The sequence below is a fragment of the Kitasatospora sp. NPDC001261 genome (assembly GCF_042896795.1).
Lineage (GTDB): Bacteria > Actinomycetota > Actinomycetes > Streptomycetales > Streptomycetaceae > Kitasatospora.
In genome coordinates this window covers 187,968-211,252 of the sequence record NZ_JBIAXP010000016.1, presented here as the reverse complement: position 1 = coordinate 211,252, position 23,285 = coordinate 187,968, and the positions used below count along the sequence as shown (strand labels likewise).

The window sequence follows — 23,285 nt, the reverse complement described above, 5'->3', positions numbered from 1 at the left end:
CCGCTGCTGACCTGCGGATCCTGCGTCGGCCAGGCACGAGTTCAGCGGTGCTCGGGGTTCTCGAAGTCGAAGCGGCAGCCGGCGTCCCACTCGGAGCGCTGGTTGCCGTGGGCCGGGATGCCGCCGGCGTCCTTGAGCATGCGGGCCAGGTGGAGCTGGTTCCAGGTCATGAAGGTGGTGTTGCGGTTGGTGAAGTCGTTCTCGGGCCCGCCGGAGCCGGGGTCCAGGTAGGACGGGCCGGGGCCGGCCTCGCCGACCCAGCCGGCGTCGGCCTGGGGCGGGATGGTGTAGCCGAGGTGCTGGAGGCTGTAGAGGACGTTCATCGCGCAGTGCTTGGCGCCGTCCTCGTTGCCGGTGATCAGGCAGCCGCCGACCCGGCCGTAGTAGGCGTACTGGCCCTCGGAGTTGAGGATCGAGGAGCAGGCGTAGAGCCGCTCGATGACCTTCTTCATGACGGAGGAGTTGTCGCCGAGCCAGACCGGCCCCGCCAGGGTGAGGATGTCGGCGGCCATCACCTGGGAGTAGATGACGGGCCACTCGTCGGTCTCCCAGCCGTGTTCCGTCATGTCAGGCCAGACGCCCGTCGCGATGTCGATGTCCACCGCCCGCAGGACGTCGACCGCGACACCCTGGCGTTCCAGGATGCCGGTGCTGACGTCGATCAGTCCCTGGGTGTGGCTGCGCTCCGGGGAGCGCTTCAGGGTGCAGTTGATCACCAGGGCGCGCAGGTCGGCGTAGGACGTCGTCGGGTCCGGCACGGATTCCTCCTCCAGGAGCGGCAGGAGACCGGTCGGGCCGCGGACTCCCGGTACAGCTCAGCAGTCCGGCCTCCTGGGCGCTCGCGGAACTGGGCCGGTCGCCTGACGGCACAGCACCTGATCAAACCGTTCGGGGCCGGCGGCCCGGTCCCGATTCCGGCCGGTCCCCCTACTGGCCCGCACGCACGCCCTCGACGAGGATGGCCGTCGAGCGCAGGAGGACGGCAGCACCGGCGGAGGCGCCGGTCGGGCTTGGGGAGAGGGCGACGACGTGCCGTTACGCATCCACTTCACCATGGAGGACCTCGCGCGGACCCGCGTCGCCGACGGACCGGCGCCCTGCATCGAGCTGAGCACCGCGGCACGGCAGCTCCAGGAGCGCACCCAGCCGGTACGGCTCGGGGCCTGGCGCCACCGCACCCTGTCCGCCCTGCAGCCCGCCTCGCGCATGGTCCTCGCCCTCATGCCCTCGCGCGGGCGGATCACCGACTTCCTGAGCGGCGCGAACGCCGCGACGCCCGCCGAGCTGATCGAACAGGTCCGTGCCACGCCCCGGAGCCGCGTACGGGCCAGCCTGGAGAACACGGCCAGGCACCAGCCCCTGCCCTCGTGGGCCCGCCGGCTGCCCGACGACCCGCTGCTGCTACGGCAGTTGTGCGACAGCCTGGAGCACGTGGCCGGCCACGCCCTCGTCCCGCACTGGCGGGAGGTCGAGGCCTTGACGGCGGCCGACGCGGCGGTGCGGTCCCGCCAGCTGCTCGGCGGCGGCGTCGAGGCGCTGCTCGCGCGCGTCAACCCGCGGCGGGTCCGCTGGCGGGCGCCCGTGCTGGAGATCGCGACGGTCTCCGGTCTGGACGCCGACGTGCACCTGGCCGGGCAGGGGATGCTGCTCCAGCCGTCGGTGTTCGCCGTCGAGGCCCCGATCGTCAACCTCGACGCGGTGCCGCAGCCGGTCCTCACCTATCCGGTGGCCCGGCTCCAGGAGGGTGCGGCCATGCCGCTGTTCCCGGCCCTCCCGTCCGGCGGCCGTCGGGAGTCGCCGCCGGCGGTCGGCGCCGTCGGATCCCTGCTGGGCCACACCCGGGCGGCGGTGCTCGGCGCCATCGCCGGTCACCCGGGCTGCTCGACCCGGCAGCTCGCCGCGCTCGTCGGCATCTCCATGGCCAGCGCCAGCGAGCACGCCACGACGCTGCGCAACGCGGGCCTGATCGCCACCCACCGGGACCGTCAGACGGCCGCCCACGTCGCCACCCCGACGGGCATCGCGGTGCTCGACGCGCCCTCCGGACGGCCCTGAGCGGCCTCCTACCACCCCACCGATCAGCCGGCGCCGGACCGGCGCACGGCTTCCTCCCAGAGGTCCAGCCCGGCTCGCAGGAGTTCACGTACGACCGCGGTCTCCTCGTCCGTCAGGGCTTCCTCGTCGGCGGCCGGTTCGAGGGTGTCGCCGCCGAAGACCTTCTCGTAGGCACTGTCGTGGACCGGCCCCTGGGTGGGAAGGGGCGGGCCGGCCGTCACGCTGTGGGCGAGGTCTTCGAAGAAGTTCCACGCCTCCAGCAGCAGTCCCGCCGGCACCGGGCCGGGGTCGGGGCCGGGCTCGGGGTGCTCGACCCACCGCCGTACGGCGGCCAGATCGAGCGTGCCCTCGCCCTCCCAGACGAGCTGCCGGCCGTTGCGATCACAGTGGTCCCGCAGCGTTTCGATGTCCCGGAAGACGAGGAGTCCTCCGAGGTCGTCGACGAGGAGCTCATCGGGTGCGTCGCCCTCGCCGGGCCGCCAGATCACCGTCAGGTCCCCGCTCCTGGTCGCGATGCGGTACGGATAGTGGTCGGCCATGCGGGTCTCCCGTGGTGTCGCGGCGCCACCCGCCGCGCGGGTCGTTCTGCCCGCAGTGATCGTCACACACGAGGGCTGCCGGGAGAGGGCAGAGGGGGAGCGACTCAGGCCTGGTCGGCCCGGCGGATGACGAGCATGTCCTGGGTGTGGCCGATGCCGTAGCCGCCGCCGGGGAGGGCGAAGTGCTCCTGGACGTAGGCGGCCAGGGCCGCGCGGGAGGGGCGGGGGTCGAGGGTGGCCAGGTCGGCGACGTTGACCATGAACTCGGCGACGTCCACCGCCTCGGCGAGGTCGGGCGCGCGGTAGTGGAGGTCGAGGGTTTCGAGGGCGTAGTCGTGCTCCGGGTGCCGCTCGTGCAGGCGGTCGGCGAGCGGGGCCAGGTCGTAGCGGACGCCGGTGAAGTGCGCGGCCATCCGCATGCACGGGCTCTCCGGGTTCTGGAGCACGACCAGGAGGGTGCCGCCGGGGGCCGTCCAGTCCAGGGCGCGGCTGACGGTGCCGAACCAGTCCGCCTCGGGCACGTAGTAGAGCACGTGGGAGAGGTGGACGAGGTCCGCCTGCTCGGGCGGGTGGACCCGGTCGAGCGGTTCCGGGAGGACGAGGGCGTCGGGGCAGGCCACGCCCAGCTTCTCGCGCATCGCGGCGCTGGGTTCCACCGCGATCGTGCGGTCGAAGGAGCGGCTCAGGTGGGCGGTGGTGCGGCCGTCGCCCGCGCCGAGGTCCAGCAGGACCCGGCGATGCGGCAGGGTGGCCACGATCTCGCTCAGCCGGGCGTGGGTGATCGGCTTCTCGTCCGTCCCGGCCAGGAACAGTTCGAACGCCCGGCGGTAGTCGGCGCTCGTCACGTCCAGGACCCGGACCGGGTCCGCGTCCCTCGTCGTCGTCTCCACCTGTCGGCCTCCCCTGTTGACGGTGTGCCAGGTGGCGCCCATTGCACCCCGGGGCGGCGGCGCGGGGGTGCAGGGACGTTCCTGCCCGCGTGTCGTCCACACCGCTCCGCGACCGCCAGGCCCCGTTTAATCGGTGGCCCGGCGTCCGTGGCGGCTCCTACAGTGTCCGCCTGATCAAGAACGCCCAGGGAGCCGGACATGCGTGTGCACTACCCCCGGACGCCGCATCTGCCCTGGTCACCGGGCGCCGCGGCGGACGACGTACGGGCCGGGGACCTGTCCGCGCTGGCCGGCGCCGAGGTCGTCGTCACCGAGAAGCTCGACGGCGAGAACACCACGCTCTACCGCGACGGCCTGCACGCCCGCTCGCTGGACTCCGCCCACCACCCCTCCCGCGCCTGGGTGAAGGGCCTCCAGAGCCGGATCGCCCCGCGCATCCCGGACGGCTGGCGGATCTGCGGCGAGAACCTGTTCGCCCGGCACTCGATCCCGTACACCGACCTGGAGAGCTGGTTCTACGGCTTCTCGGTCTGGACGGGCGGCGCCGACGGCGGGGACCTCGACGGCGACCACTGCCTGGACTGGGACGACACCGTCCGCTTCCTGCGCCGCCTCGGTGTGCCCGTCCCCCGGGTGCTGTGGCGCGGCCGCTACGACGAACGGGCCCTGCGCGCCCTGCGGTTGGACCTCGACCGGCAGGAGGGGTACGTGGTGCGGACGGTCCGGGGCTTCTCCCGGGCCGAGTTCGGCGAGCGGGTCGCCAAGTGGGTCCGTCCGCGGCACGTGCGTACCGACACCCACTGGATGCACGCCGCGGTGGTGGAGAACGGGCTCGCCCCGGGCTCCGCGCTCTGGGCCGTGCGCTCCGGTGCGCTGCCCGAGCCCGCCGCCCTCGCAGCGGCCTTGGGCATACCCGAACTCTCCTGCTCCCCCGATGAGTTGGCCGAGGTGTCGGCCCGGCTGGACGAGCTGGGCCGAGGCGGGGACGCCCGGCTGGCCGGCGTGCTCGCCACCGCGCTGCGCACCGCCCACCGCCAGTCGCTGGCACCGCTGCTGGCCGGGCCGCTCGGGCTGCCGCTGGCCCGGCGGGTCGCCGACCTGGTCGGGCTGCACCCCGCCCTCCAGCACCCGTACCCGGACGAGGAGCGCCGCGCCGGGCTGGTCCGGCTCTCGGCGGCCGCCGACCTCGGAGTGCTGCACGCCGTCGCGGCGACCGCCGCCCCCGGACGGGCGGAGCGCGAGCAGGTCGCCTGGTCGGCGCTGTACGCCGAGGACGCCGGGCTGCTCGCCGAGGCTCCGCTCGCCCGGCTGCGGGCCGAGCTGCGGACGGCGCTGGCCGGTCTGGACCGCGACGCCGCCGACCGCTGCTGGGCCCAGGCCCGCGAGGCGTACGCCCTCGGCCGGATCGCCACCGCCGAGGAGGCCGTCGCGGCCACCTGGCGCTGGCGCGACGGCCGGTTCCCCCGACTGGTCCACCTGTGCGGCCCCTCCGGCAGCGGCAAGAGCAGCTTCGCCGCCGGGCTCACCGGCGTGACCGCCCGGATCAGCCTGGACGACCTGCGCGCCGCCCGGGGCTCGCGCGCCGACCAGCGCGACAACGCCGATGTGCTGCGCGAGGGCCTGGCCCGGCTGGACGCCGCCCTGGCCGCCGCACCGGCCCCCGGCCCTGGAGAATCCACCGGTGACCCTGCGGGATCCACCGGCGCCACCGCCGTCTGGGACGCCACCTCGCTCAACCGCCAGCAGCGCTCCCACGTCCACGCCGTCGCCCAGCGCCGCGACGCCCTGGTCACCCAGGTGGTGCTGGTGGTCGGCGAGGAGGAGCTGCTGCGCCGCAACGCCGTCCGCCCGCACCCGGTGCCCGGCCAGGTGCTCACCGCGCAGCTGCACCGCTTCGGCCCGCCCTACCCCGGCCAGGCGCACCGCACCTGGTACGTCGGCCCCGGTGGCACCGTGGAGGACACCGCGGGCACGCTCGACGAGCAGGAGGACTGATGCGCCCCATCGAACAGATCTGCCAGCGCATCCGCTGGGACGCCCGCTTCGACCCGGCCCGGTTCACCCTGGGCGTGCGCCACCGCGACGACCGCACCGAGCGCGTCCCGCTGGAGGCCTTCACCGCCTCCGGCGAGATCCCCTGGCACCGGGTGCACTGGTTCGAGGCGGACGGCGTACGGGTCTGGGACCGCGCCTCGGGCGTGGACCTGCTCGACCACACCGAGGCCGGGCGCCGCACCGACCCGCCGCTCCTGCCCGCGCCCTTCTTCACCGCGACCACCCCGTACGCCTGGCACCCGGACGGCGGCTGGCGGCCGGCCCGGACCGGCGAGACCACCGAGACCACCGAGACCGCCGCCACGGCCACCGGCCTGCGCGTGGTCACCTGGAACACCCTGTGGGACCGCTACGACGCCGACCGGATCGCCACCGCCCGGCGCCGCCCGCTGCTGCTCGCCGCGCTGGCGGCCGCCGACGCCGACGTCATCGCCCTCCAGGAGGTCGAGCCGCAGCTGATCGCCCTGCTGCTGACGGCGCCCTGGGTCCGCGCCGGGTACACCCTCGGCGCCGACCCGCTGGGGCCGGAGGTCGACGACCACGGCCTGCTGCTGCTCAGCCGGCTGCCGGTGCTGGCGGCCGGGCGGCACACGCTGGGCCCGCACAAGGCCGTCACCGCCCTCTCGGTACGGGCCTCCGGCGCTCCGCTGACCGTCGCCGCCGTCCACCTCAGCAGCGACCACTCACCGGACGGCGCCGACCGCCGCCGCTCCGAACTCGCCCGGCTCGCCGAGGGATTGGCGGGCGTGGAGGGAGAGCTGCTGCTGCTCGGGGACTTCAACGACGGCCGCTCCGGCCCGGCCGGCCCGGCCGCCGCGCTCGGCCTGCGGGACGCCTGGGCCGAGGTGCACGGGCCGGGCGACGACACCCCCACCTTCGACCCGACGGCCAACCCGCTCGCCGCGGTCTCCTCGCTGACCGGCCGACCGGGCCGGCTGGACCGCGTCCTGCACCGCGCCGACGGCACCCGCGCCACCGCGGCCGTCCTGCTCGGCGACCGCCCGGACGAGGACGGGCTCCTGCCCTCCGACCACTACGGCGTGGCCGTCGACCTCCTCCTCGAAAGCGGCGACACCGACGGAGCCGCGGTCCTCGACGCCGCGCCCACCGCCCGCACCGCCGTCGCCTGGCTGCCGCCCGAGGAGCTGTGGCCGCCGATCCAGCACCTGCGCGAGGCATACGACCCGCAGGTGCGCCGCTGGCCCCCGCACGTCAACCTGCTGTTCGGCTTCGTCCCGGAGGCCGAGTTCGACCGCGCCCTGCCGCTGCTGGGCGCGGCCGCCGCCGAGGTGGCGCCGTTCACCGCCCGGCTGGAGGGCGTGCACACCTTCGGGCACCGCGAGGACGCCACCGTCTGGCTGGACCCGGCCGCCGCCTCCGCCGCGCCCTGGTCGGCGCTGCGGCACGCGCTGGAACGGCGCTTCCCGCGCTGCCGCGGCCGGGCGGAGGGCTTCACCCCGCACCTGAGCCTCGGGCGCAGCGCCGACCCGCAGCGGGTGGCCGCCGACTGCGCGGCCCGGCTGACCGGGGCCTCGGCCCGGGTCGGCGAGCTGGTGGTGCTCTCCCGCCGGGGCACCGAGCCGATGCGGCCGCGCGCCGTGGTCTCGCTGGGGACCGGCGAGGTTCGGCCGGTGCCCGAGCAACCGCTCGCCTCACCGGCCCCCGAGCCGCCCGAACACGCTTCAGCAGCAACAGAGTTGGCCCGCCGGATCGCGGCGGCCCTGCCCAAGGGCGTGGTGCACACCGTCGGCTCCCGGCGGCTCGGCAGCCAGCTGGACGGAGGCGACCTGGACCTGGTGGTGGCGCTGCCCGGCGCCGCCGATCTGCCCGCCGTCCGTGCCCGGGTGGCGGCCGCGCTGCCGGAGGCCCGGCGGCTGCGCGAGGTCCGCGGTGCCCGGGTGCCGGGGCTCCGGCTGACCGCCGACGGCCTGTCCGTCGACCTCGTGGTGGTCTTCACCGGCGCCCTCGATCCGGCCCAAGCCGTAGACCACCGTGCGGAGTTGGGCGAGGCGGAGGCCGTCGCGCTGAGCGCCGTGACGGACGCCGAGGCGGTCCTGGCGGCGCTCGGCGACCGCCACGCCCGCTTCATCCGACTGGCCCGCCAGGTCAAGGCCTGGGCGCGGGTGTGCGGCCTGGACTCGGCACCCTTCGGCCAACTGCCCTCGCTCGCCTGGTCGGTGCTGGCCGCGCGGACGGTCCTGGATGCGCCCGACGGCCCCGAGGACGACCTCTTCCAGCGCTTCACCGAGACCTGGGCGGGCTGGGACTGGCGCCGGCCCGTCGCCCTCACGGGTGGTCCGACGCCACCCTCCTCGGACCCGCTCACCGTCCTCACCCCCTCCGCCCCGGTCCGCAGCTGCACCACCCAGGTCAGCGCCGACACCCGCGACCTGCTCACCGAGGAGCTCTACCGCGCCTGGGAACTCACCACCGAGGCCGCCGAACCCCCCTGGCCCGCCCTGCTCGCCGCTCCCCCGCTGCACCGCCGGCACGCCGCCTGGGCCGTGGTCAGCGCCGACGAGGAGTCGCTCGGCCTCGCCCGGGGCCGCGTCCGCGCCCTGCTGGCCGCCCTGGAGGACGCCGGGGCCACCCGGCTGCACGCCTGGCCCCACCCGTACCGGACCGCCGACGGCCGCTTCCACCTCCCGATCGGCCTCGGCCCCGCCCCGCTCTCCGCCACCCGGCTCGCCCCGCTCGCCAAGGCCTGGTCCCGGGCCCTGCCCGGCGTCCGGGTCGAGCACGTCGACGGCGGCGGCGCTCCCACCCCGACCCGCTGAACCATCCCTCCTGCCTGGACCACCCCTCCCGCCTGAACCACCCCTCCCGCCTGAACCACCCCTCCCGCCTGAACCACCCCTCCCGCCTGAACCACCCCTCCCGCCTGAACCACCCCTCCTGCCTGGACCACCCCCACCTGCTGGACCGACCCGACCACCCCGATGGGCCGAACCACCCCTGCCCATCGGTCTCTTCTGGACAATCGCCCCCGAAATTTGCCACGGTGAGGACCAGCGGCCCAGTCATCGATCATGCGGCCGAAGCCCCATGGGAGTTCCCCGTGCCCTCCGCCGACTTCCCCGCCTTCTACCTCGGGCAGAGCACCTTCTCCGACCCCGGCGCCCACCTCCCCCGCTACGCCGACCTCCCCAAGGATCCGCGCCGCCTCGCCCGGATCGCCCGCGACCTGATCATCCACCGCCTCGAAGGCTGGCTGTTCCACCACCCCATTCCGGCGAACCGGCTCCACCACGACGCCGAGACCCGCTACCTCGACGACATCCTGCACCTGATCACCGACCGCGACCCGGCCCCGCTCAACCACCCGCGCGCGCCCGCCGACCGCTTCGTCGGCGTCTGCCGGGACCTGGCGCTGCTGCTCTGCTCCTTCCTCCGCCACGTCGGCGTGCCGGCCCGGTTGCGCTGCGGCTTCGCCGGCTACCTCGGCCCGGACGGCTTCCACTGCGACCACGTGGCCACCGAGTACTGGGACGACCGGCGCGGCTGGCTGCTCGCCGACCCGCAGCTGGCCGACCCGAAGGTCGCCGCCGCCTGGCGGGTGGACTTCGACCCGATGGACGTCCCGCGCGACCGCTTCCTGGTCGCCGGCCGGGCCTGGCGCACGATCCGCGCCGACCGGTCCACCGCCGGCTCCTTCGGCGTCCACCCGCCCGAGGAGGGCCCGCTCAATGGCGAGTGGTTCGTCGCCCACTCCACCCGGCTCGACCTCGCGGCCCTGAACAAGGTCGAGACCCTCCTCTGGGACACCTGGGGCACCGGCTCCACCAACACCCCCCACGCCCCGTACGACGAGGTCGCCCACCTGACCGTCGGCCCGGTCGACCTCCCCGCCGTCCGCCGGCTCTTCTCCGAGCACGACGCGCTGCGCACCCCGAAGACCGTCCTGTCCCTGGCCCCCTTCAACGGCCCCCGCGAGGTCACCCTGCGCTGACGGCCCCCCCGGCCCCCTCGCCCCCTCCTGGCGGAGCAGCCCGCCCCTACGCCCCGGCCTGCTGGTAGAGCGTCACCAGGAGGCCGTACACCGGCTCGCCCTCCGCGTCCTCCTCCGTCTCGTCGACCAGTCCGGCCAGCGCCTCGACGAGCCTCGCCGCCTTGGCCGGGCTGAGTCGGAGGTGGCGCAGCGCCAGGAGGTGGTCGACGGGCGAGCGGTCCAACTCCTGGGCGACGGCACCGAACAGCGCGGCCGTGCCCTCGACCTGCGGCTCGGCGACGAAGAAGCGATCGGCGGTCCGCCGGTAGTACTTCTCGGTGCCGCCGCGCACCCGTCGCGTTCCCGCGTCCTGGACCAGCCCCGCCTCGCCCAGCACCCTGAGGTGGTGCGAGACGCTGCCCTTGTTCGCCCCGAGCTGCGCGGCGAGCCGGCTGATCGTCGACGGACGGCTGCTCAGGGCGAAGAGCAGGCGTTGGCGCAGGGGGTGGGCGAGCGCGGCGTGCTGCAGCGGCGCGCTGATCTGCTGGACGGTCTCGTCCGGTCGGTGACTCATCTGATCAAGCGTTAAGTACGGTTGACGCTTTGGCAAGTCGCTGGTCTACTGCCTCTCCATGACCTCCACCACAACGCCGTCCGCCCTGGACACCGTCACCCTCGTCGAGTCGATAGCCGACCTGGTCCGTGAGAACTACGTCTTCCCCGACGTCGCCGGGCAGCTGGCGGACCTGCTGAGGCGCCGGAGCGCCGAGGGCGCCTACCGGACCGAATCCGCCGAGGAGCTGTCCGAAGCGGTCACCGCGGACCTGCGGTCCGTCAACGGCGACCTGCACCTGGGCCTCAAGTACCACGCCGTGGCGGTGCCGCCGGAGCCGGGCGCGGCGGTACTCGCCATGGTGCGCAGGGAGTTCGACACCTTCCTGAACGGCGTTCCCCGCGTGGAACTCCTCGACCACGGCGTCGCGGTCCTGGAGATCGGCCCCAAGCTGTTCCCGCTGGACTGGGCGGCACCGCCGCTGACCGCGGCGCTCTCCCTGGTGGCCCCCGCCCGCGCCCTCATCCTGGACCTGCGCCGCAACACGGGTGGCGACCCGAACACGGTCGCCTTCGTCTGCGCCTACCTGCTCGACGGCCGCACCCACCTGAACACCATGTTCTCGCGGAAGGACGAGGTGGGCGCGCAGTCCTGGACGCCCCCGTTCGTCCCCGGCGCCCGCTTCAGCGGCACCAAGCCGATCTACGTGCTGACGAGCGCGGACACCTTCTCCGGGGGCGAGGAACTCGCCTACGACCTGCAGCAGCTCGGCCGCGCCGAGGTCGTCGGGGAGGTCACCCGCGGCGGTGCCCACCCGCGCGAGGGCTTTACGGTGCACCCGCACCTGGAGCTCAGCGTGCCCTTCGCCCGCGCGGTCAACCCGGTCTCGGGCACCAACTGGGAGGGCGTCGGCGTCCAGCCCGACGTCCCCTGCGACGCCGACACGGCACTCGACCGCGCCCTGGCCCTGGCCGCGGCGCGCCTGGCGTAGGGCCTGTCCTCGGACTCGCCTCTGCGGGACGACGCCGGGGCATGGTCGAGACGGCGAAGGAGTCCGGGGCCCCGATGACCGCGGCCCCGTTCACCTGACGGGCTCGCGGTTGATGCTCAGCAGGGCCTGGACCAGGCCGCCGGGCACCCGGCCGGTGAGCACCGGGACCCGGGCGACGGCCCCGCGGCGGCGGTCCAGGCAACCTGCGGCAGTGATGTCGCTGTCACTTGGCATGATGCCCGGCATGGTGAGAACACAGCGCATCAAGGGCTTCTCCGCGACCGGCCGGCCGATCTCCACGCCGACCACCAAGTTCGGCGGCCACCCCGTGTGGCTGGCCGGCCCGCAGTGGCCGATCAGCGCGGCATGGGACCGGCCGATGCGGTTCGTCGGTCAGATCGAGCTGGGCCCGGTGATCGGAGCGGCCGGCGACGGAAAGGTCGCCTACGTGTTCGTCACCCACGCCGATCACGAGGAGCACTTCTTCGACCCCGACATCATCGACCCCGACGGCGGCGAGAACGCGGTGATCGTGCAGCCGGGCGGCGGCTATGCCGGCCCAGTGCGCCCACTGCGGACCGGCCCCGGGCTGTACGGAGTCGACGGGTCGGAGGTGGAGTTCACCGTCGACCTCCGCCCCGCCGACGAGCCCGATTCCATGACGGACGAGGAACTCGACTCCCTGCCCTCCGCCGACCGGGACCGCTGCATCGAGCTGATGGACGGCGACAAGATCGGCGGAACACCGCTGTTCTTCCAGGGCGACGAGTGGCCGGAGGGCGGCCCTTGGCGGCTGCTGCTGCAGCTGGACTCGAACTGGGTGCCGTTCCACCTCAACCTCGGCTCGTCGCCGAGGTTGTTCGCCTTCGTGTCCGAGGACGGCGCCCAGGGCAGGCTGCTCGTCCAGGACTCCTGACCTGATCGGGGCTCGCCCGTCGGAACCGGCTTCGAAAATTGCAGGCGGGTACAGGACCGTTGACGCCCATCACTGACCGCCGCAGGCGTCCTGACGATCCGACATGAAGATCTGAAATTTTTATTGCGCAATTTTTCCTTCAGATCTATCGTCGACGCATGCCCGAGAAGCCCCGGCCCGACCGGATCACCGACCTGTCCCGTCTGAAGGCGTTCACCAACCCGCTGCGGATGCAGCTCTACCGCCTGCTCTTCGCCGCCGGGAGCGCGACCGCCTCGCAGCTCGCCGAACAGGTCGACCAGGCTCCGTCGCTGGTCAGCTACCACCTGCGCAAGCTCGCCGAGCAGGGCTTCGTCACCGCGGCGAGCGGCCGGAGCACCGACGGGCGGGAGCGGTGGTGGCAGGTCGCCTCCGAGGAGGGCTGGGGCTTCCGGGAGTCCGACCTCGCCGGCACGCCCGAGGGCGCGGCCGCCGTCAGCACCGTGACCAGGGGCCTGGTCGACTCCCGGGTCGCCCAGTACCGCGCCTACCTCGACCAGACCACCGCCTGGGGCGGGGAGTGGACCGACGCGGCCTTCAGCTCCGAGTGGCTGCTCGACCTCAAGCCCGCCGAACTCGCCGAGCTGGGCGAGGAGTTGCAGGCCCTCGCCCGACGATGGCGGGAGCGCGGCAACGCCGCCAAGGCCGCCGGGGACACCGCGGGCCGCGAGCACGTGTCCGTCCACCTGTACGGGTTCCCCTTCCGCCCCTGACGCCGGACACGGCCCGGCCCGGCCTCCGAGCACCGGCGCCGCCGTGTCCCCGACCTCCGGAGTCCCCCATGGTCCTCACGGAACCGCCCCTCTCCCGCCGGGCCGCCGCGCCGCCCGCCCACCGCGACGGCAACGTGCTGCGCTGGCTCACCGCCTACACCGCCTCGCTGATCGGCGACAGCGTGTACTTCGCCGCCCTCGGCTGGTCCGCCCAGCGGTCCGCCGGCCCCGCCGAGGTCGGCCTGGTCATGGCCGCCGGCGCCGCCCCACGCGCCCTGCTCATGCTCGGCGGCGGCGTCCTGGCCGACCGGCTCGACCCCCGCCGGGTGGTGCTGGGCAGCGACGCCGTGCGCTGTCTGCTCATCCTCTCGGTGGCCGCCGCCATCGCGCTGACCACGCCCGCGCTCTGGCTGCTGGTCGCGGTGGCGCTCGTCTTCGGCGCCGTGGACGCCCTGTTCGTCCCCGCCGTCGGCGCCCTCCCGCCCCGGATCACCAGCCCCGACCAGCTGGCGCGGGTCACCGGCCTGCGCTCGCTCGCGGTGCGCCTCGGCCAGATCGCCGGACCGCCGCTCGGCGGCCTGGCCATGGGCCTGGGCGGCCCGGCCGCCGCCTTCGCCGTCGCCGGGCTGCTCTTCGCGCTCTCCCTGCCGCTCCTGCTCTCTGTCCGGATCAGTCCGCTCGAAGCCCCTCCGGGTGACGCCCCGTCCGGGGCCGACACCCCGCCCCGGCCCGGCACCGCGCGCGCCGAACTCCTCGACGGGCTGCGCTACATCCGCCGCCACCCGCTGATCGGACCGCTGGTCGCCGTCGGGGCCGTCTGCGAACTCGGCCTCACCGGCACCCTCAACGTCGGCCTGGTCCTCCTCAACGCCGAACGCGGCTGGGGTCCGTCCGGCTACGGCTGGATCGTCGGCTGCTTCGGCGCCGGGGCCGCCGCGAGTGCCGCGCTGCTCGCCGTCGTCGGGCGGATTCCCCGGGCCGGTCTGACCATGGCTGTCACCCTGCTGGCGGGCAGCACCGGCGCGGCGGCCATGGCGCTGGTGCCGCAGCTGTGGACCGCCGCCGTCCTGGCAGCCCTGACCGGCCTGGGCGCGGGCGTCTTCGGCAGCCTGGACGGCACCCTGATCCAGACCACCGCCGACCCCGCCTACCTGGGCCGGGTCACCTCCGTCGTGATGCTCACCATGGTCGGCCTCGCCCCGCTCAGCTACCCGGTGGTCGGCGCCGCCATCGGCGTCTGGGGCACCGCCCCGGTCTTCGTCGGCTGCGGCGCCCTCTCCTGCCTCGGCGCCGCCCTCGCCCTCGCCTCCCCCGCCGTCCGCCGCGCGGAACTCCCCCGCGCGGCCTCCCGCTGAGCCCCCAGCACCGGGCGCGGACACCGGCCCGGCAGACCCCGCCGACCCGTCACCAGGTGACCGGGAGCGCCTCGACGCCGTAGACCGTCGACCCCTCGCGGAAGCGGAGCCCGGCCTCGGGAACGGCGAGGCGCAGGGTCGGGAAGCGCCGCAGCAGGGCCGGCAGGGCCACCTTCAGTTCCAGCCGGGCCAGCTGCTGGCCGAGGCACTGGTGGGCGCCGAAGCCGAAGGACAGCTGGGCGACCGGGCGGCGGCGCAGATCGAGGTCGTCCGGTCGTTCGGGGACGAGCCCGGGGTCGCGGTTCGCGGTCAGCGGGGAGAGCAGGACGTGCTCGCCCTCGGCGATCCGGTGGCCGTTGACCTCGACGTCGGCCACGGCGGTGCGCAGGAGCGGTGCGGGGATGGCGAGATGGCGCAGCAGTTCCTCCACCGCCGTGCCGGTGACCGCGGGATCGTCGCGTAGGGCGGCGAGCTGGTCGGGGTGGCGGAGCAGCGCCAGCACGCTCAGGGCGAGCTGGGTCGCGGTGGTCTCGTGGCCCCCGACCAGGAGGGTGGTGCCGAAGCCGATGAGCTCCTCGTCGGTGAGCTCCGCGCCGTGCTGCCGCACCACCGCGCCCAGCACGCCGTCCCCGGGGGCGGCCCGGTTGCGGGCGACGATGTCCGCCATGGCGGCGTTCAACTCGTCGGAGGCGGCGACCAGTTGGCCCGCTTCGGCGGTCCCGTCCATGATCACCTGGGAGCAGCGCTGGAACATCGTCCTGGTCCCGTACGGGACGTCGAGCAGTTCGCAGATCGCCGCCGAGGGGATCGGCAGGGCGAAGGCCTCGACCAGGTCGACGACCGGCCCCTGCTCCGCCATGGCGTCGAGATGCTCGGCGACGATCGCCTCGATCGCGGGCCGCAGCCGCTCGACCTGACGGACGGTGAAGCTGCCGGTGAGCATCCGGCGCAGCCGGGCGTGCTCCGGGCCGCTGTACGCGGGCAGGAAGCCCGGGTGGTTGAACAGGGTGCGCGGCAGTGCCGGGTCGATGCCGTTGCCCGTCACCAGTCGCTCCTCCGCGAAGGCGGCCCGGACGTCGCTGTACCGGGTGATGACGACGGCGTCGATCTCGCCGCGCACCGGATGGGTCACGCGCAGCCGCGGCAGGCCGTCCTCCCCGCGCATCCGGCGGAGGTCCGGCGACGGGTCGAACGGGCAGGTCCGGTCCCGTTCGGAGGCGACGAAGGACGCCGAGCGGTGATCGGGCATGGTGCGGGCTCCTCAGCTGGATCGGTCCGGGGGCGCGGTCGCGCGACAGGAGTCGTGCGACAAAAGACGGGAAGCGTCGGCCTAGCCGTGGTACCGGGTGGAGGCGTGGTGCCAGTCGTGGGCGCCGCGGATGGTGGTCTGCAGCGCCTCGGTGCAGTAGCGCCGCAGCAGGTCGCGTTCGGCCGGGGTGAGGTGGTCCGCCGCCGAGCCGGCGAGCAGGGCCCGGTGGGCGCCGGTGAACAGTTCCAGGGCTTCGGCGCGGCGGTGCAGGGCCCGGTCGAGCGCCTCCGCCCGGGAGAGCCCGTGCTCCCGTTCCAGGCAGAGCACCAGGTTGTTCTGCTCCCCCTGGGCCGCGTCCTTCTCCAGGGAGACGATGTCGTTGTCGCAGATGATGAAGGTCTTCGTCATCTCGCGCATGACGGACAGGTGCGGCAGCGCGTACAGGTGGTCGGGCAGGACGCAGGAGGACAGCCGCTCGGCGAGGTCGACGACCGGTGCCACCCCGATGGTGTGGCGCCGGACCCGCAGGTAGGTGCTCAACGGCATGGGCGCACCGGACTGCCGGCTGCGCGCCTCGTGGACGTGGTGGTCGAGGTACGAGGACCAGTGGGCCGCCGAGCGCCGGATCCAGTCCTCCGGCATGCCGTGGCAGCTGCGCCGCCGCATGTCGGCGAAGGCGGCGGCCAGCGGCAGCGGGGACGCCTGCCCGGTGACGCCCTCCTGGACGAGTCCGACGAGGTGGCGGACCCGCTCGGGCGTGCCGCCCCACTGTTCGTCGAGCGCGTCGTCGAACAGGAAGTACCAGCTCTGCTGGTCGACGCCGATGTCCAGTTCGGCCCCGGTCGCGTTCGGGTAGAACATGGCCGCGATCAGCGGGAACTGGCCCTTGAGGTGGTGGTCCCGTTCCGCGTCCGTGGCCAGGAAGCCGAAGGACCGCGGCCAGTCGAGGTGGCGGTCGTGGGCGGCCCGGAAGTCCGGGCTGGTCCGGCTCGGGAAGGGGAGCGGGTCGGGGGCCGGGGCCTGCGGGCCCGGGGAGAGGGTCTCCGCCGTGGCTGTCATGGTGAGGTGCACCTCCGGGAACGGGAACAGGAACGGGGCCGGGGCCGGGTCGGGGCAGTGCGGAACCAAGCCGTACGGAACGGAGCCACGCGAAGCCGGGCCGTACGGATCGGAGCCGTACGGAACGGAGCCGGTTCAGTCGGCCGGCCAGGGCGAGACGCGCATGGGCAGCGCGTTGGGCCGGATCAGCGCGTGGGCCACCGGCCGGACCCGGCGGCCCGCCACCGGTCGCGGCCGCCACCGGGAGACGACCGCGCGCAGGACGACCAGCATCTCGGTCATCGCGAAGTGGTCCCCGATGCACCTCCGATTGCCCAGGGCGAACGGGACGTAGGGCCTGTGTGATGTTGTGATCAATCTTCGGGTTCTGCCCCGCTCCGGGGCAGAACCCGGTAGGACTGTTGGATGTGACGCGCAGGCAACTCACCGACGAGCAGTGGAGTTTGATCGAGCCCTATCTGCCGATCGGCAGGTTCGGGCCCTACCCCGAACGGCTTCGTGACCAGTTCGAGGGTGTGATCTGGCGGTTCCGCTCCAGTGCCCAGTGGCGGGAGATGCCCGAGGAGTTCGGCCCCTGGTCCACGGTCTTCGGCCGGTTCCGGGTCTGGCGGGACGCCGGCGTGTTCAGTGCCCTGCTCGAAGGCCTGATCGCCGCGGCCGCCCGCGAGGGGAAGGCGGACCTGTCGTTGGTCAGCGTCGACTCCACGACCGTCCGGGCCCACCACGACGCCGCCGGGATGCTCGTCGACGACGATGTCATGCAGGCCCTGGAGGAGGCCGCGCGCGAGCAGGAGACGGCCCGGCAAAAGGGGGCGGGCCACCGGAACAGAACGGACAGGACGAGCGCAGACGCATCCGACGGCGACGCGAACTCCGTTTGAAGCAGGCCAAGCTCGGCAGGTCGCGGGGCGGGCTGACCAGCAAGGTCCATCTCGCCTCCGACCGCCGGTGCCGTCCGCTGGCACTCGTCCTGACCGCCGGGCAGGCCGGAGACAGCCCGCGGTTCGTCCCCGTGCTCGACAAGGTGCGCGTGCGCCTGCCCGTCGGCCGGCCCCGTACCCGGCCCGGCGCGGTCGCCGCGGACAAGGCCTACTCGTCCCGCGCCAACCGCGCCTACCTGCGTAAACGCGGCATCAAGGCCGTCATCCCGGAGAAGAAGGACCAGGCCGCCAGCCGGAAACGGAAGGGCAGCAGGGGCGGCCGACCCGTCGACCACGACACCGACCTCTACAAGGAGCGGAACACCGTCGAGCGCCTGATCAACAGGCTGAAGGCCTGGCGGGGCATCGCCACCCGGTTCGACAAGAAGCCCGAGAGCTACCTCGCAGGCCTCCACCTCCGCGCCTCAATGATCTGGATAGACGACCTCGTGCGACCACCCAACTGATCACAACATCACACAGGCCCTAGGCGCCCGGCGGCAGGTCCTTCTCGGGGCGGTCGAGCCACCGGTCCGGATGGAACCGCAGCGGGTCCGGGTAGTGGGCCGGGTCCCGGTGCATCGTCAGCGCGCTGTAGATCAGCTCGGCCCCCCGCGGGAGGTCGACCCCGCAGACCCGCACGGGCTCCAGGGCGCGCCGCATCAGCAGCCAGCTGGGCTGGTGCAGCCGGAGCACCTCGCGGAGGAACCGCTCGGTGAACGGGAGCGTCGCCGCGCCGGGCGGGGCGCCGGCGGGCAGGGCGTCGCACTCCGCCTTGATCCGCTCGGTGAGTTCGGGGCGCCGTCCGATCTCGTGGAGCGCCCAGGCCAGGGTGGTGGCCGTGGTCTCGGCGCCGGCCATGAGCAGGGACAGCAGCTCGTCGCGGGCCTCCACGTCGGTCATCCCCCGCGGGTTGCCCGGGGTGCCGGCGAACATGATCGACAGCAGGTCGCCGCGGTCGGCCGGGTCCTGACGGGCCTGCCGGACGGCGGTGTCCGCGAGTTCGCGCAGCGCCGTGGCCGCGGCCAGGTACCGGCGGTGCCCCAGTGCGGCTGAGGACGCGAGGGGAGCGGGCAGCAGGGTGCCGACGAGGACCCCGCGCATCACCGTGTTCAGGTGCTCGGCGACGCGCTCCCCCAGTTCGGCGACGGCCCGGGCGCCGTGCGGGCGTTCGGTGCTGAACAGGGTGGCCACGAGCATGGCCGTGACCATCCGCCGCAGCACCACGTCCATGGCGATCACCTCGCCGGGGCGCCAGGAGGACACCTGTTCCTCGGCGATGCCGGTCATCGTGGCGACGCCGCCGGCGATGGTGTCCCGGCGGAACGCGGGCTGGAGCGCGCGCCGTTGACGGAGGTGGACGTCGTGCTCGGAGGTGATGATGCCGTTGCCGATGAAAGGCCGTGCGACGTCGAACAGCAGGCCTTTGCCGAACTTCCGGCTCTGCGTCAGGAGAACCTCGTGGACGGCCTCGGGCGAGTTCAGGACGAACACCGGTCGATTGCCCAGGAATATCCTGACGATGCCGCCCTGCACCCGGATCGACTGGAGGAACTCCACGCGTTTGACGGCGAGTTGCGGCAGGTGGCCGAGCAGTGGAACCCGCCCCCGTGCCACGGGCGCCGCCGTGGAAGCGCTGATGGAACGCACGGCCCCGCACCTCCCTGAAGTCTCGGACCGGAAATCAGCCCGGCATTGGAACGATCATTCGCTCGCGGTGCACGGTGATCATCGTCCGACGGATCGGGAGAGGTCAAGGGACCGGCTGGAATTGCACCACCGGGGTGATTTTGAGCCGCACGGCGTGAATTCCCCACCGCCCGCTCATTCCGGCCTCGGGGAACACCACCCTGTTCCCCGAGGCCGCGTTCCAGGCCACCAGGACCGGATTGGACCGGGACGCCGTCCGCCCCGGCGGCTAGCCTCGGCCGCACCGCACAGTCGATCAACGGAGAGCCCCCATGCACCCCGAACTCGCCGACGACCTCGGCCGGTTGCCCGAGATCCTGGAGGAGACCCGGCAGCACGCGCTCGCCTTCCTGGCGGGCCTCGACGAACGGCCCGTGGTCGAGCGGGCCGGGCCGCCCGCCGTCGCCCCGCTCACCGAGGAGGGCGGCGGGACGCGCGCCGCTCTCACGGAGTTCGCGGAGCGCTGGGAGCCCCGGCTTTCGGCGAGCGCCGGGCCGCGCTACTTCGGGTTCGTGACCGGCGGGGCGACGCCGGCGGCGCTCGCGGGCGACTGGCTGACCTCGGCCGTGGACCAGAACTCCAACTCCTCGCTGGACCCGGCCGGTCAGCAGCTGGAGCGGGAGACGGTCGGCTGGCTGGGCGAGCTGTTCGGGCTCTCGGCGGCGCACCGCGGCACCTTCGTGAGCGGCGCGACGATGTCGAACACGGTGGGGCTGGCGATCGCCCGCGAGTGGCTGGGCGAGCGGCTCGGCGTGGACGTCGCCGAGGACGGGGTCGGCGCGCTGGGGCCGGTCCGGGCGCTGTCGGGCAGTGCGCACTCCAGCGTCGCCAAGGCGCTGTCGGTGCTCGGCCTGGGCCGTACGGCGCTGCGGACGGTGCCCGTCATGCCCGGCCGGGAGGCGGTGGACGTGGCCGCGCTGGAGCGGGCGCTGGCCGAGGCCCCGGGGCCGTGCGTGGTGGTGGCCAACGCCGGGACGGTCAACACCGTCGACTTCGACGACCTGCGCGCGATCGCGGCGCTGCGCGAACGGTACGGGTTCTGGCTGCACGTGGACGCCGCGTTCGGCGCCTTCGCCGCGCTGTCCCCGGAGCACGCGGAGCTGGTCGCGGGGCTGGACCTCGCCGACTCGGTCTGCGTCGACCTGCACAAGTGGCTCAACGTGCCGTACGACAGCGCCGTGCAGTTCACCCGCCGCCCGGACCTCCAGGCCCGGGTCTTCCAGAACGCCGCCGCCTACCTCGGCCCGCTGAGCGAGCACCCGGACCTCGTCCACCTCACGCCGGAGAACTCCCACCGGCTGCGCGCCCTCGCCGCCTGGTTCACCCTGCGGGCGTACGGCCGTGCCGGGCACCGGGAGATCGTGGAGCGCTGCGTCGCCGGCGCCCGGGCGCTCGGCGTGGAGGTGGCGCGGATCGACGGGCTGGAGCTGCTCGCCCCGGTCCGACTGAACGTCGTCTGCTTCTCGCTGACGGCGGACCCGACCCCGGAGCGGCTGGCCGCGCTCGCCGCCGAGCTGGCCGACGAGGCCTTCCTGACGCCCACCCGCTACGCGGGACGGCCCGCCCTGCGCGCGGCGTTCAGCAACTGGCGCACCACCGGGGCGGACGTCCGACGGACGGCGGAGGCCCTGGACCGGGCCGTCCGGAAGCTGACGGCCTGAGCGGACGCACCGGTCGGAACCGGCACCGGCCAGTGTCAGTTCCGGCCGGTACCGGCTCCGGGTCGGCCTCAGCTCCGCTTGTGGTCCCCCGTCCCGCCGTCGATCAGCTCGCGCAGGATGTCCATGTGCCCGGCGTGCCGCGCCGTCTCCGTGGTCATATGGATCAGCACCCAGCGCAACGAGACGGAGTTGCCGAACCAGGAGGTGCCGAGGTCGTCCAGCGCGAGCTCCCCGATCGTCTCGTCGGCGTCGGCCCGGGCCCGGGCGTAGAACGCCAGGACGTCCGCCGTCGACTCGCCGGGCTCCACCCGCATGTCGGAGTCGTCGTCGGCCTCGATGTCGAACGGCAGCGGGCCCATATCCCGGCCGAACGTCCCCCGGAACCAGCCGAGTTCGGCACCGCCGAGGTGCTTCACCATCCCCAGCAGGTTGGTCCCGGAGGGCGTCATCGGACGGCGCAGCTGCTCGTCGTCCAGCCCCTCCAGCTTCCACAGCACTGCCTCGCGGTGCCGGTCCAGCGCCGCCCGGAGGCTTTCCTTCTCCCCACCCGTGAAGGGCACACGATTGCTCATGCGCGGGACCGTACCAGCCGCCACCGACACAACCGCGGGGGTGGCGGGACAGCCCTACGGCCACTGCCCCCAGCCGTCCGGGATCACGGGTGCGCCCCGTCCCCGTACACGCCGCCCGCCTCGTCGGTGAGCTCCGCGATGAGCTCCGCGTGCGCGAGGTTCATGTACCGCAGCGGGCGCCAGCGGGAGCGGTGGTCGGGGTGGTCGCCGAACATCTCCGCCGTCACGCACAGCCGCCTCCACCACAGCATGGCGTCCTGGCGCATCCGCTGCGTCCAGCCGGGCTCGTCCTTGCGGCCCTCCAGGACCACCTCCTCCCAGGCCACCAGGACGTCCGAGAGGAAGATGCAGTCGCTGGCGGTGACCTCCGCCAGTCGCGCGGCGGCCAACCGGGCGCTGGTGCCCTCGGGTTGGGCCTCGACCAGCTCACTCATGCGGGCGGCCAGGAAGGCCCGCAGCGGGGAGACGTCGTCGGTGTGGAGGTCGTCGGCGAACTCCAGCAGTTCCACCTGCTTGCGTACCCGTGCCATCGTGCGGCGCTTCCCCTCGGCTCGGACGGTGCACGCACACTGACACACCGTCACCGTTCTCGCCACCGACCTTATCGGCTCGCACCGGACACCACGGCCGATTTCCGAACATCCCGTACCGACTCGCCGGCCCGTGCCACCATGCGCGGCCTCCTCGCCCAACACGCGTGGCGGACCTTGCCCTCACACCGGTGTGAAGGCCGATGATGCTCCCATGACCGCCACTCCTTTCGACCCGTACGAGCTGCTCGCGCAGAGCCGCCTCGGCATCCTCGCCACCATCAAGGCGGACGGCCGGCCGCAGCTCTCCCCCGTCATGCCGTTCTACGACCGGGAGGCGAACGCCATCCTGGTCTCCACCCGGGACGGGCTGGCCAAGACCGCCAACCTGCGCCGGGACCCGCGCGTCAGCCTGGAGGTGACCGGGCCGGACGGCCGCTCCTGGACCACCGCCGAGGGCGTGGCCACCCTGACCGGGCCGGGCACCGACCCCGAGGGGCCGGAGGTGGAGACGCTGGTGGACTACTACCGACGCGCCGCCGGCGAGCACCCGGACTGGACGGAGTACCGCGAGACGATGGTCGCCGACCGCCGGGTGCTCCTCACCATCCCGGTCGACCACGTGTACGGCACCCGCATCTGACCGGCCCCGCCCGGCCACCGTCACGGGGGAACGGTGGCCGGGCCGCAAACCCCTTCCGGAGCCGGGGAGTTCAGCGCGTCGCGTCGACGCCGCCGGTCAGCGCAGCGTCGCCGTGACCACGGTGGCGTCCAGGTCCTCCTGCCGGCTCTCCACCGCCGCCAGCCCGGCCGCCCCGGTCACCGCGAGGGCCGCCGCCACCTGCCGCTCGCTGGTCTCGAACAGCAGCGACCCGCCGGGCGCCAGCCACCGCGGCGCCTCGGCGGCCACCCGCCGCAGCACGTCCAGCCCGTCCGCCCCGCCGTCCAGCGCCGGCCGTGCCTCGTGCAGCCGCGCCTCGGGCGGCAGCAGGCCGAGGTCGCCGGTCGGGACGTACGGGACGTTGGCGATCAGCACGTCCACCCGGCCGCGCAGTTCCACGGGGACGGCGGCGAACAGGTCGCCCTCGAAGACCCGCACCGCGACGCCGGCCAGGTTGCGGCGGGCGCAGCGGACCGCGCCCGGGTCGATGTCCGCCGCGTACAGCTCGACCGGGTGCGCGGCCGCGGCCGCCACGGCGGCGCCCAGCGCGCCGCTGCCGCAGCACAGGTCGAGCACCACCGCACCCGGGGCGGTCAGCGCGGTGGCGGCGGCGGCCAGGAACTCGCTGCGGCGGCGCGGGACGAAGACGCCCGGGTCGACGGCGATCCGCAGACCGGCGAACTCGGCCCAGCCGACGACGTGTTCGAGCGGCCGCCCGTCGGCACGGAGGCGGACCATGGCAGCCAGGTCGGCGGGCGAGGCGGCGGCGGAGAGCAGGATCCGCGCCTCGTCCTCGGCGAACACGCACCCGGCGGCGCGCAGCCGGGAGACCACCGAGGAACGGAGGGAGGCGGAGGAGAAGACCGACAAGAGAAACCCCTTGGGGGAAGACGGGAGAGCTGACGACTCC

General features: G+C 74.0%; 22 protein-coding genes and 1 pseudogene. 11 read left to right on the top strand and 12 right to left on the bottom strand.

The genetic code is table 11. The features are described 5' to 3' along the window. Nucleotides 1–41 precede the first annotated feature (41 nt). Complete coding sequence (locus tag ACFY4B_RS22725) at nt 42–758, bottom strand: flavodoxin family protein (protein WP_079272196.1); 717 nt, start codon at nt 756–758, stop codon at nt 42–44. Between the two features lie 271 nt (nt 759–1,029). Here ACFY4B_RS22725 and ACFY4B_RS22720 point away from each other — a divergent pair, with 271 nt between their 5' ends. Further along, the gene (locus ACFY4B_RS22720) at nt 1,030–2,055 is read left to right on the top strand and encodes a DUF5937 family protein (protein ID WP_387970317.1); all 1,026 of its coding nucleotides are present in this window, start codon (nt 1,030–1,032) and stop codon (nt 2,053–2,055) included. A gap of 23 nt (nt 2,056–2,078) precedes the next feature. Here the strand turns inward: ACFY4B_RS22720 and ACFY4B_RS22715 are convergent, their stop codons facing one another. Together ACFY4B_RS22715 and ACFY4B_RS22710 are read right to left on the bottom strand one after the other, a co-directional pair. Further along, nucleotides 2,079–2,594, bottom strand: a complete 516-nt coding sequence (locus ACFY4B_RS22715) for a hypothetical protein (protein ID WP_117486128.1) — start codon at nt 2,592–2,594, stop codon at nt 2,079–2,081. A 104-nt stretch (nt 2,595–2,698) separates the two neighbouring features. Next, entirely contained in the window at nt 2,699–3,484 is a 786-nt protein-coding gene (locus ACFY4B_RS22710) for a trans-aconitate 2-methyltransferase (protein WP_181970419.1), read from the bottom strand. A 198-nt stretch (nt 3,485–3,682) separates the two neighbouring features. Between ACFY4B_RS22710 and ACFY4B_RS22705 the strand changes: the two genes are divergently transcribed. The 3 genes from ACFY4B_RS22705 to ACFY4B_RS22695 all read left to right on the top strand — a co-directional run bounded on the left by ACFY4B_RS22705 (nt 3,683) and on the right by ACFY4B_RS22695 (nt 9,488). After that, nucleotides 3,683–5,479 carry an RNA ligase family protein gene (locus ACFY4B_RS22705; RefSeq protein WP_387970313.1) on the top strand — a complete coding sequence of 599 codons (1,797 nt, stop codon included), beginning with the start codon at nt 3,683–3,685 and terminating at the stop codon, nt 5,477–5,479. Further along, nucleotides 5,479–8,316: a poly(A) polymerase gene (locus ACFY4B_RS22700; RefSeq protein ID WP_387970310.1), complete on the top strand. Its 2,838-nt coding sequence runs from the start codon at nt 5,479–5,481 to the stop codon at nt 8,314–8,316. The genes ACFY4B_RS22705 and ACFY4B_RS22700 overlap by 1 nt, the downstream gene beginning before the upstream one ends. Nucleotides 8,317–8,597: 281 nt before the next feature. Then, on the top strand, nt 8,598–9,488 hold the full coding sequence (locus ACFY4B_RS22695; RefSeq protein WP_074002884.1) for a transglutaminase family protein: 891 nt from the start codon (nt 8,598–8,600) through the stop codon (nt 9,486–9,488). A 46-nt stretch (nt 9,489–9,534) separates the two neighbouring features. Here ACFY4B_RS22695 and ACFY4B_RS22690 read toward each other — a convergent pair whose 3' ends face one another. Then, on the bottom strand, nt 9,535–10,041 hold the full coding sequence (locus ACFY4B_RS22690; protein WP_049652949.1) for a winged helix-turn-helix domain-containing protein: 507 nt from the start codon (nt 10,039–10,041) through the stop codon (nt 9,535–9,537). 58 nt (nt 10,042–10,099) lie between these two features. Here ACFY4B_RS22690 and ACFY4B_RS22685 point away from each other — a divergent pair, with 58 nt between their 5' ends. Beyond that, nucleotides 10,100–11,011, top strand: a complete 912-nt coding sequence (locus ACFY4B_RS22685; RefSeq protein WP_387970307.1) for a S41 family peptidase — start codon at nt 10,100–10,102, stop codon at nt 11,009–11,011. Between the two features lie 90 nt (nt 11,012–11,101). On the opposite strand, the gene ACFY4B_RS22680 is transcribed toward ACFY4B_RS22685, so the two are convergent. After that, the gene (locus ACFY4B_RS22680; protein ID WP_159028481.1) at nt 11,102–11,245 is read right to left on the bottom strand and encodes a hypothetical protein; all 144 of its coding nucleotides are present in this window, start codon (nt 11,243–11,245) and stop codon (nt 11,102–11,104) included. A gap of 10 nt (nt 11,246–11,255) precedes the next feature. On the opposite strand from ACFY4B_RS22680, the gene ACFY4B_RS22675 reads away from it, so the two are divergent. From ACFY4B_RS22675 to ACFY4B_RS22665, 3 genes are all read left to right on the top strand, one after another. Further along, the gene (locus ACFY4B_RS22675; RefSeq protein ID WP_387970304.1) at nt 11,256–11,927 is read left to right on the top strand and encodes a hypothetical protein; all 672 of its coding nucleotides are present in this window, start codon (nt 11,256–11,258) and stop codon (nt 11,925–11,927) included. 158 nt (nt 11,928–12,085) lie between these two features. After that, nucleotides 12,086–12,679, top strand: a complete 594-nt coding sequence (locus ACFY4B_RS22670; RefSeq protein ID WP_387970301.1) for an ArsR/SmtB family transcription factor — start codon at nt 12,086–12,088, stop codon at nt 12,677–12,679. Nucleotides 12,680–12,747: 68 nt separating this feature from the next. Further along, nucleotides 12,748–14,034: an MFS transporter gene (locus ACFY4B_RS22665; RefSeq protein ID WP_375872923.1), complete on the top strand. Its 1,287-nt coding sequence runs from the start codon at nt 12,748–12,750 to the stop codon at nt 14,032–14,034. Nucleotides 14,035–14,083: 49 nt separating this feature from the next. Here ACFY4B_RS22665 and ACFY4B_RS22660 read toward each other — a convergent pair whose 3' ends face one another. The 3 genes from ACFY4B_RS22660 to ACFY4B_RS22650 all read right to left on the bottom strand — a co-directional run bounded on the left by ACFY4B_RS22660 (nt 14,084) and on the right by ACFY4B_RS22650 (nt 16,699). Further along, complete coding sequence (locus ACFY4B_RS22660; protein WP_387970297.1) at nt 14,084–15,283, bottom strand: cytochrome P450; 1,200 nt, start codon at nt 15,281–15,283, stop codon at nt 14,084–14,086. An 81-nt stretch (nt 15,284–15,364) separates the two neighbouring features. Next, nucleotides 15,365–16,342 carry a pentalenene synthase gene (locus tag ACFY4B_RS22655; protein ID WP_387970294.1) on the bottom strand — a complete coding sequence of 326 codons (978 nt, stop codon included), beginning with the start codon at nt 16,340–16,342 and terminating at the stop codon, nt 15,365–15,367. 135 nt (nt 16,343–16,477) lie between these two features. Next, on the bottom strand, nt 16,478–16,699 hold the full coding sequence (locus ACFY4B_RS22650) for a cytochrome P450 (protein ID WP_387970291.1): 222 nt from the start codon (nt 16,697–16,699) through the stop codon (nt 16,478–16,480). 50 nt (nt 16,700–16,749) lie between these two features. Here ACFY4B_RS22650 and ACFY4B_RS22645 point away from each other — a divergent pair. After that, nucleotides 16,750–17,729, top strand: a pseudogene (locus ACFY4B_RS22645) (IS5 family transposase). A gap of 19 nt (nt 17,730–17,748) precedes the next feature. Here ACFY4B_RS22645 and ACFY4B_RS22640 read toward each other — a convergent pair. Next, nucleotides 17,749–18,912: a cytochrome P450 gene (locus ACFY4B_RS22640; RefSeq protein ID WP_387970288.1), complete on the bottom strand. Its 1,164-nt coding sequence runs from the start codon at nt 18,910–18,912 to the stop codon at nt 17,749–17,751. Between the two features lie 311 nt (nt 18,913–19,223). On the opposite strand from ACFY4B_RS22640, the gene ACFY4B_RS22635 reads away from it, so the two are divergent. Further along, nucleotides 19,224–20,612, top strand: coding sequence for a pyridoxal phosphate-dependent decarboxylase family protein (locus ACFY4B_RS22635; RefSeq protein WP_387970285.1), 1,389 nt, complete (start codon nt 19,224–19,226; stop codon nt 20,610–20,612). A gap of 68 nt (nt 20,613–20,680) precedes the next feature. On the opposite strand, the gene ACFY4B_RS22630 is transcribed toward ACFY4B_RS22635, so the two are convergent. Beyond that, on the bottom strand, nt 20,681–21,184 hold the full coding sequence (locus ACFY4B_RS22630) for a DinB family protein (RefSeq protein WP_375872918.1): 504 nt from the start codon (nt 21,182–21,184) through the stop codon (nt 20,681–20,683). 83 nt (nt 21,185–21,267) lie between these two features. Next, on the bottom strand, nt 21,268–21,714 hold the full coding sequence (locus tag ACFY4B_RS22625; RefSeq protein WP_074002894.1) for a hypothetical protein: 447 nt from the start codon (nt 21,712–21,714) through the stop codon (nt 21,268–21,270). A 214-nt stretch (nt 21,715–21,928) separates the two neighbouring features. On the opposite strand from ACFY4B_RS22625, the gene ACFY4B_RS22620 reads away from it, so the two are divergent. Next, nucleotides 21,929–22,357, top strand: coding sequence for a PPOX class F420-dependent oxidoreductase (locus tag ACFY4B_RS22620; protein ID WP_387970282.1), 429 nt, complete (start codon nt 21,929–21,931; stop codon nt 22,355–22,357). Nucleotides 22,358–22,453: 96 nt separating this feature from the next. Here the strand turns inward: ACFY4B_RS22620 and ACFY4B_RS22615 are convergent, their stop codons facing one another. Then, nucleotides 22,454–23,245, bottom strand: coding sequence for a putative protein N(5)-glutamine methyltransferase (locus tag ACFY4B_RS22615; protein ID WP_387970279.1), 792 nt, complete (start codon nt 23,243–23,245; stop codon nt 22,454–22,456). Between the last annotated feature and the right edge of the window lie 40 nt (nt 23,246–23,285).

Coding starts and splice junctions, on each gene's coding strand:
- ACFY4B_RS22715 (WP_117486128.1), bottom strand. CDS start 2,594: ATGGCCGACCACTATCCGTACCGCATCGCGACCAGGAGCGGGGACCTG.
- ACFY4B_RS22705 (WP_387970313.1), top strand. CDS start 3,683: ATGCGTGTGCACTACCCCCGGACGCCGCATCTGCCCTGGTCACCGGGC.
- ACFY4B_RS22700 (WP_387970310.1), top strand. CDS start 5,479: ATGCGCCCCATCGAACAGATCTGCCAGCGCATCCGCTGGGACGCCCGC.
- ACFY4B_RS22690 (WP_049652949.1), bottom strand. CDS start 10,041: ATGAGTCACCGACCGGACGAGACCGTCCAGCAGATCAGCGCGCCGCTG.
- ACFY4B_RS22685 (WP_387970307.1), top strand. CDS start 10,100: ATGACCTCCACCACAACGCCGTCCGCCCTGGACACCGTCACCCTCGTC.
- ACFY4B_RS22680 (WP_159028481.1), bottom strand. CDS start 11,245: ATGCCAAGTGACAGCGACATCACTGCCGCAGGTTGCCTGGACCGCCGC.
- ACFY4B_RS22675 (WP_387970304.1), top strand. CDS start 11,256: ATGGTGAGAACACAGCGCATCAAGGGCTTCTCCGCGACCGGCCGGCCG.
- ACFY4B_RS22670 (WP_387970301.1), top strand. CDS start 12,086: ATGCCCGAGAAGCCCCGGCCCGACCGGATCACCGACCTGTCCCGTCTG.
- ACFY4B_RS22665 (WP_375872923.1), top strand. CDS start 12,748: ATGGTCCTCACGGAACCGCCCCTCTCCCGCCGGGCCGCCGCGCCGCCC.
- ACFY4B_RS22660 (WP_387970297.1), bottom strand. CDS start 15,283: ATGCCCGATCACCGCTCGGCGTCCTTCGTCGCCTCCGAACGGGACCGG.
- ACFY4B_RS22655 (WP_387970294.1), bottom strand. CDS start 16,342: ATGACAGCCACGGCGGAGACCCTCTCCCCGGGCCCGCAGGCCCCGGCC.
- ACFY4B_RS22635 (WP_387970285.1), top strand. CDS start 19,224: ATGCACCCCGAACTCGCCGACGACCTCGGCCGGTTGCCCGAGATCCTG.
- ACFY4B_RS22630 (WP_375872918.1), bottom strand. CDS start 21,184: ATGAGCAATCGTGTGCCCTTCACGGGTGGGGAGAAGGAAAGCCTCCGG.
- ACFY4B_RS22625 (WP_074002894.1), bottom strand. CDS start 21,714: ATGGCACGGGTACGCAAGCAGGTGGAACTGCTGGAGTTCGCCGACGAC.
- ACFY4B_RS22620 (WP_387970282.1), top strand. CDS start 21,929: ATGACCGCCACTCCTTTCGACCCGTACGAGCTGCTCGCGCAGAGCCGC.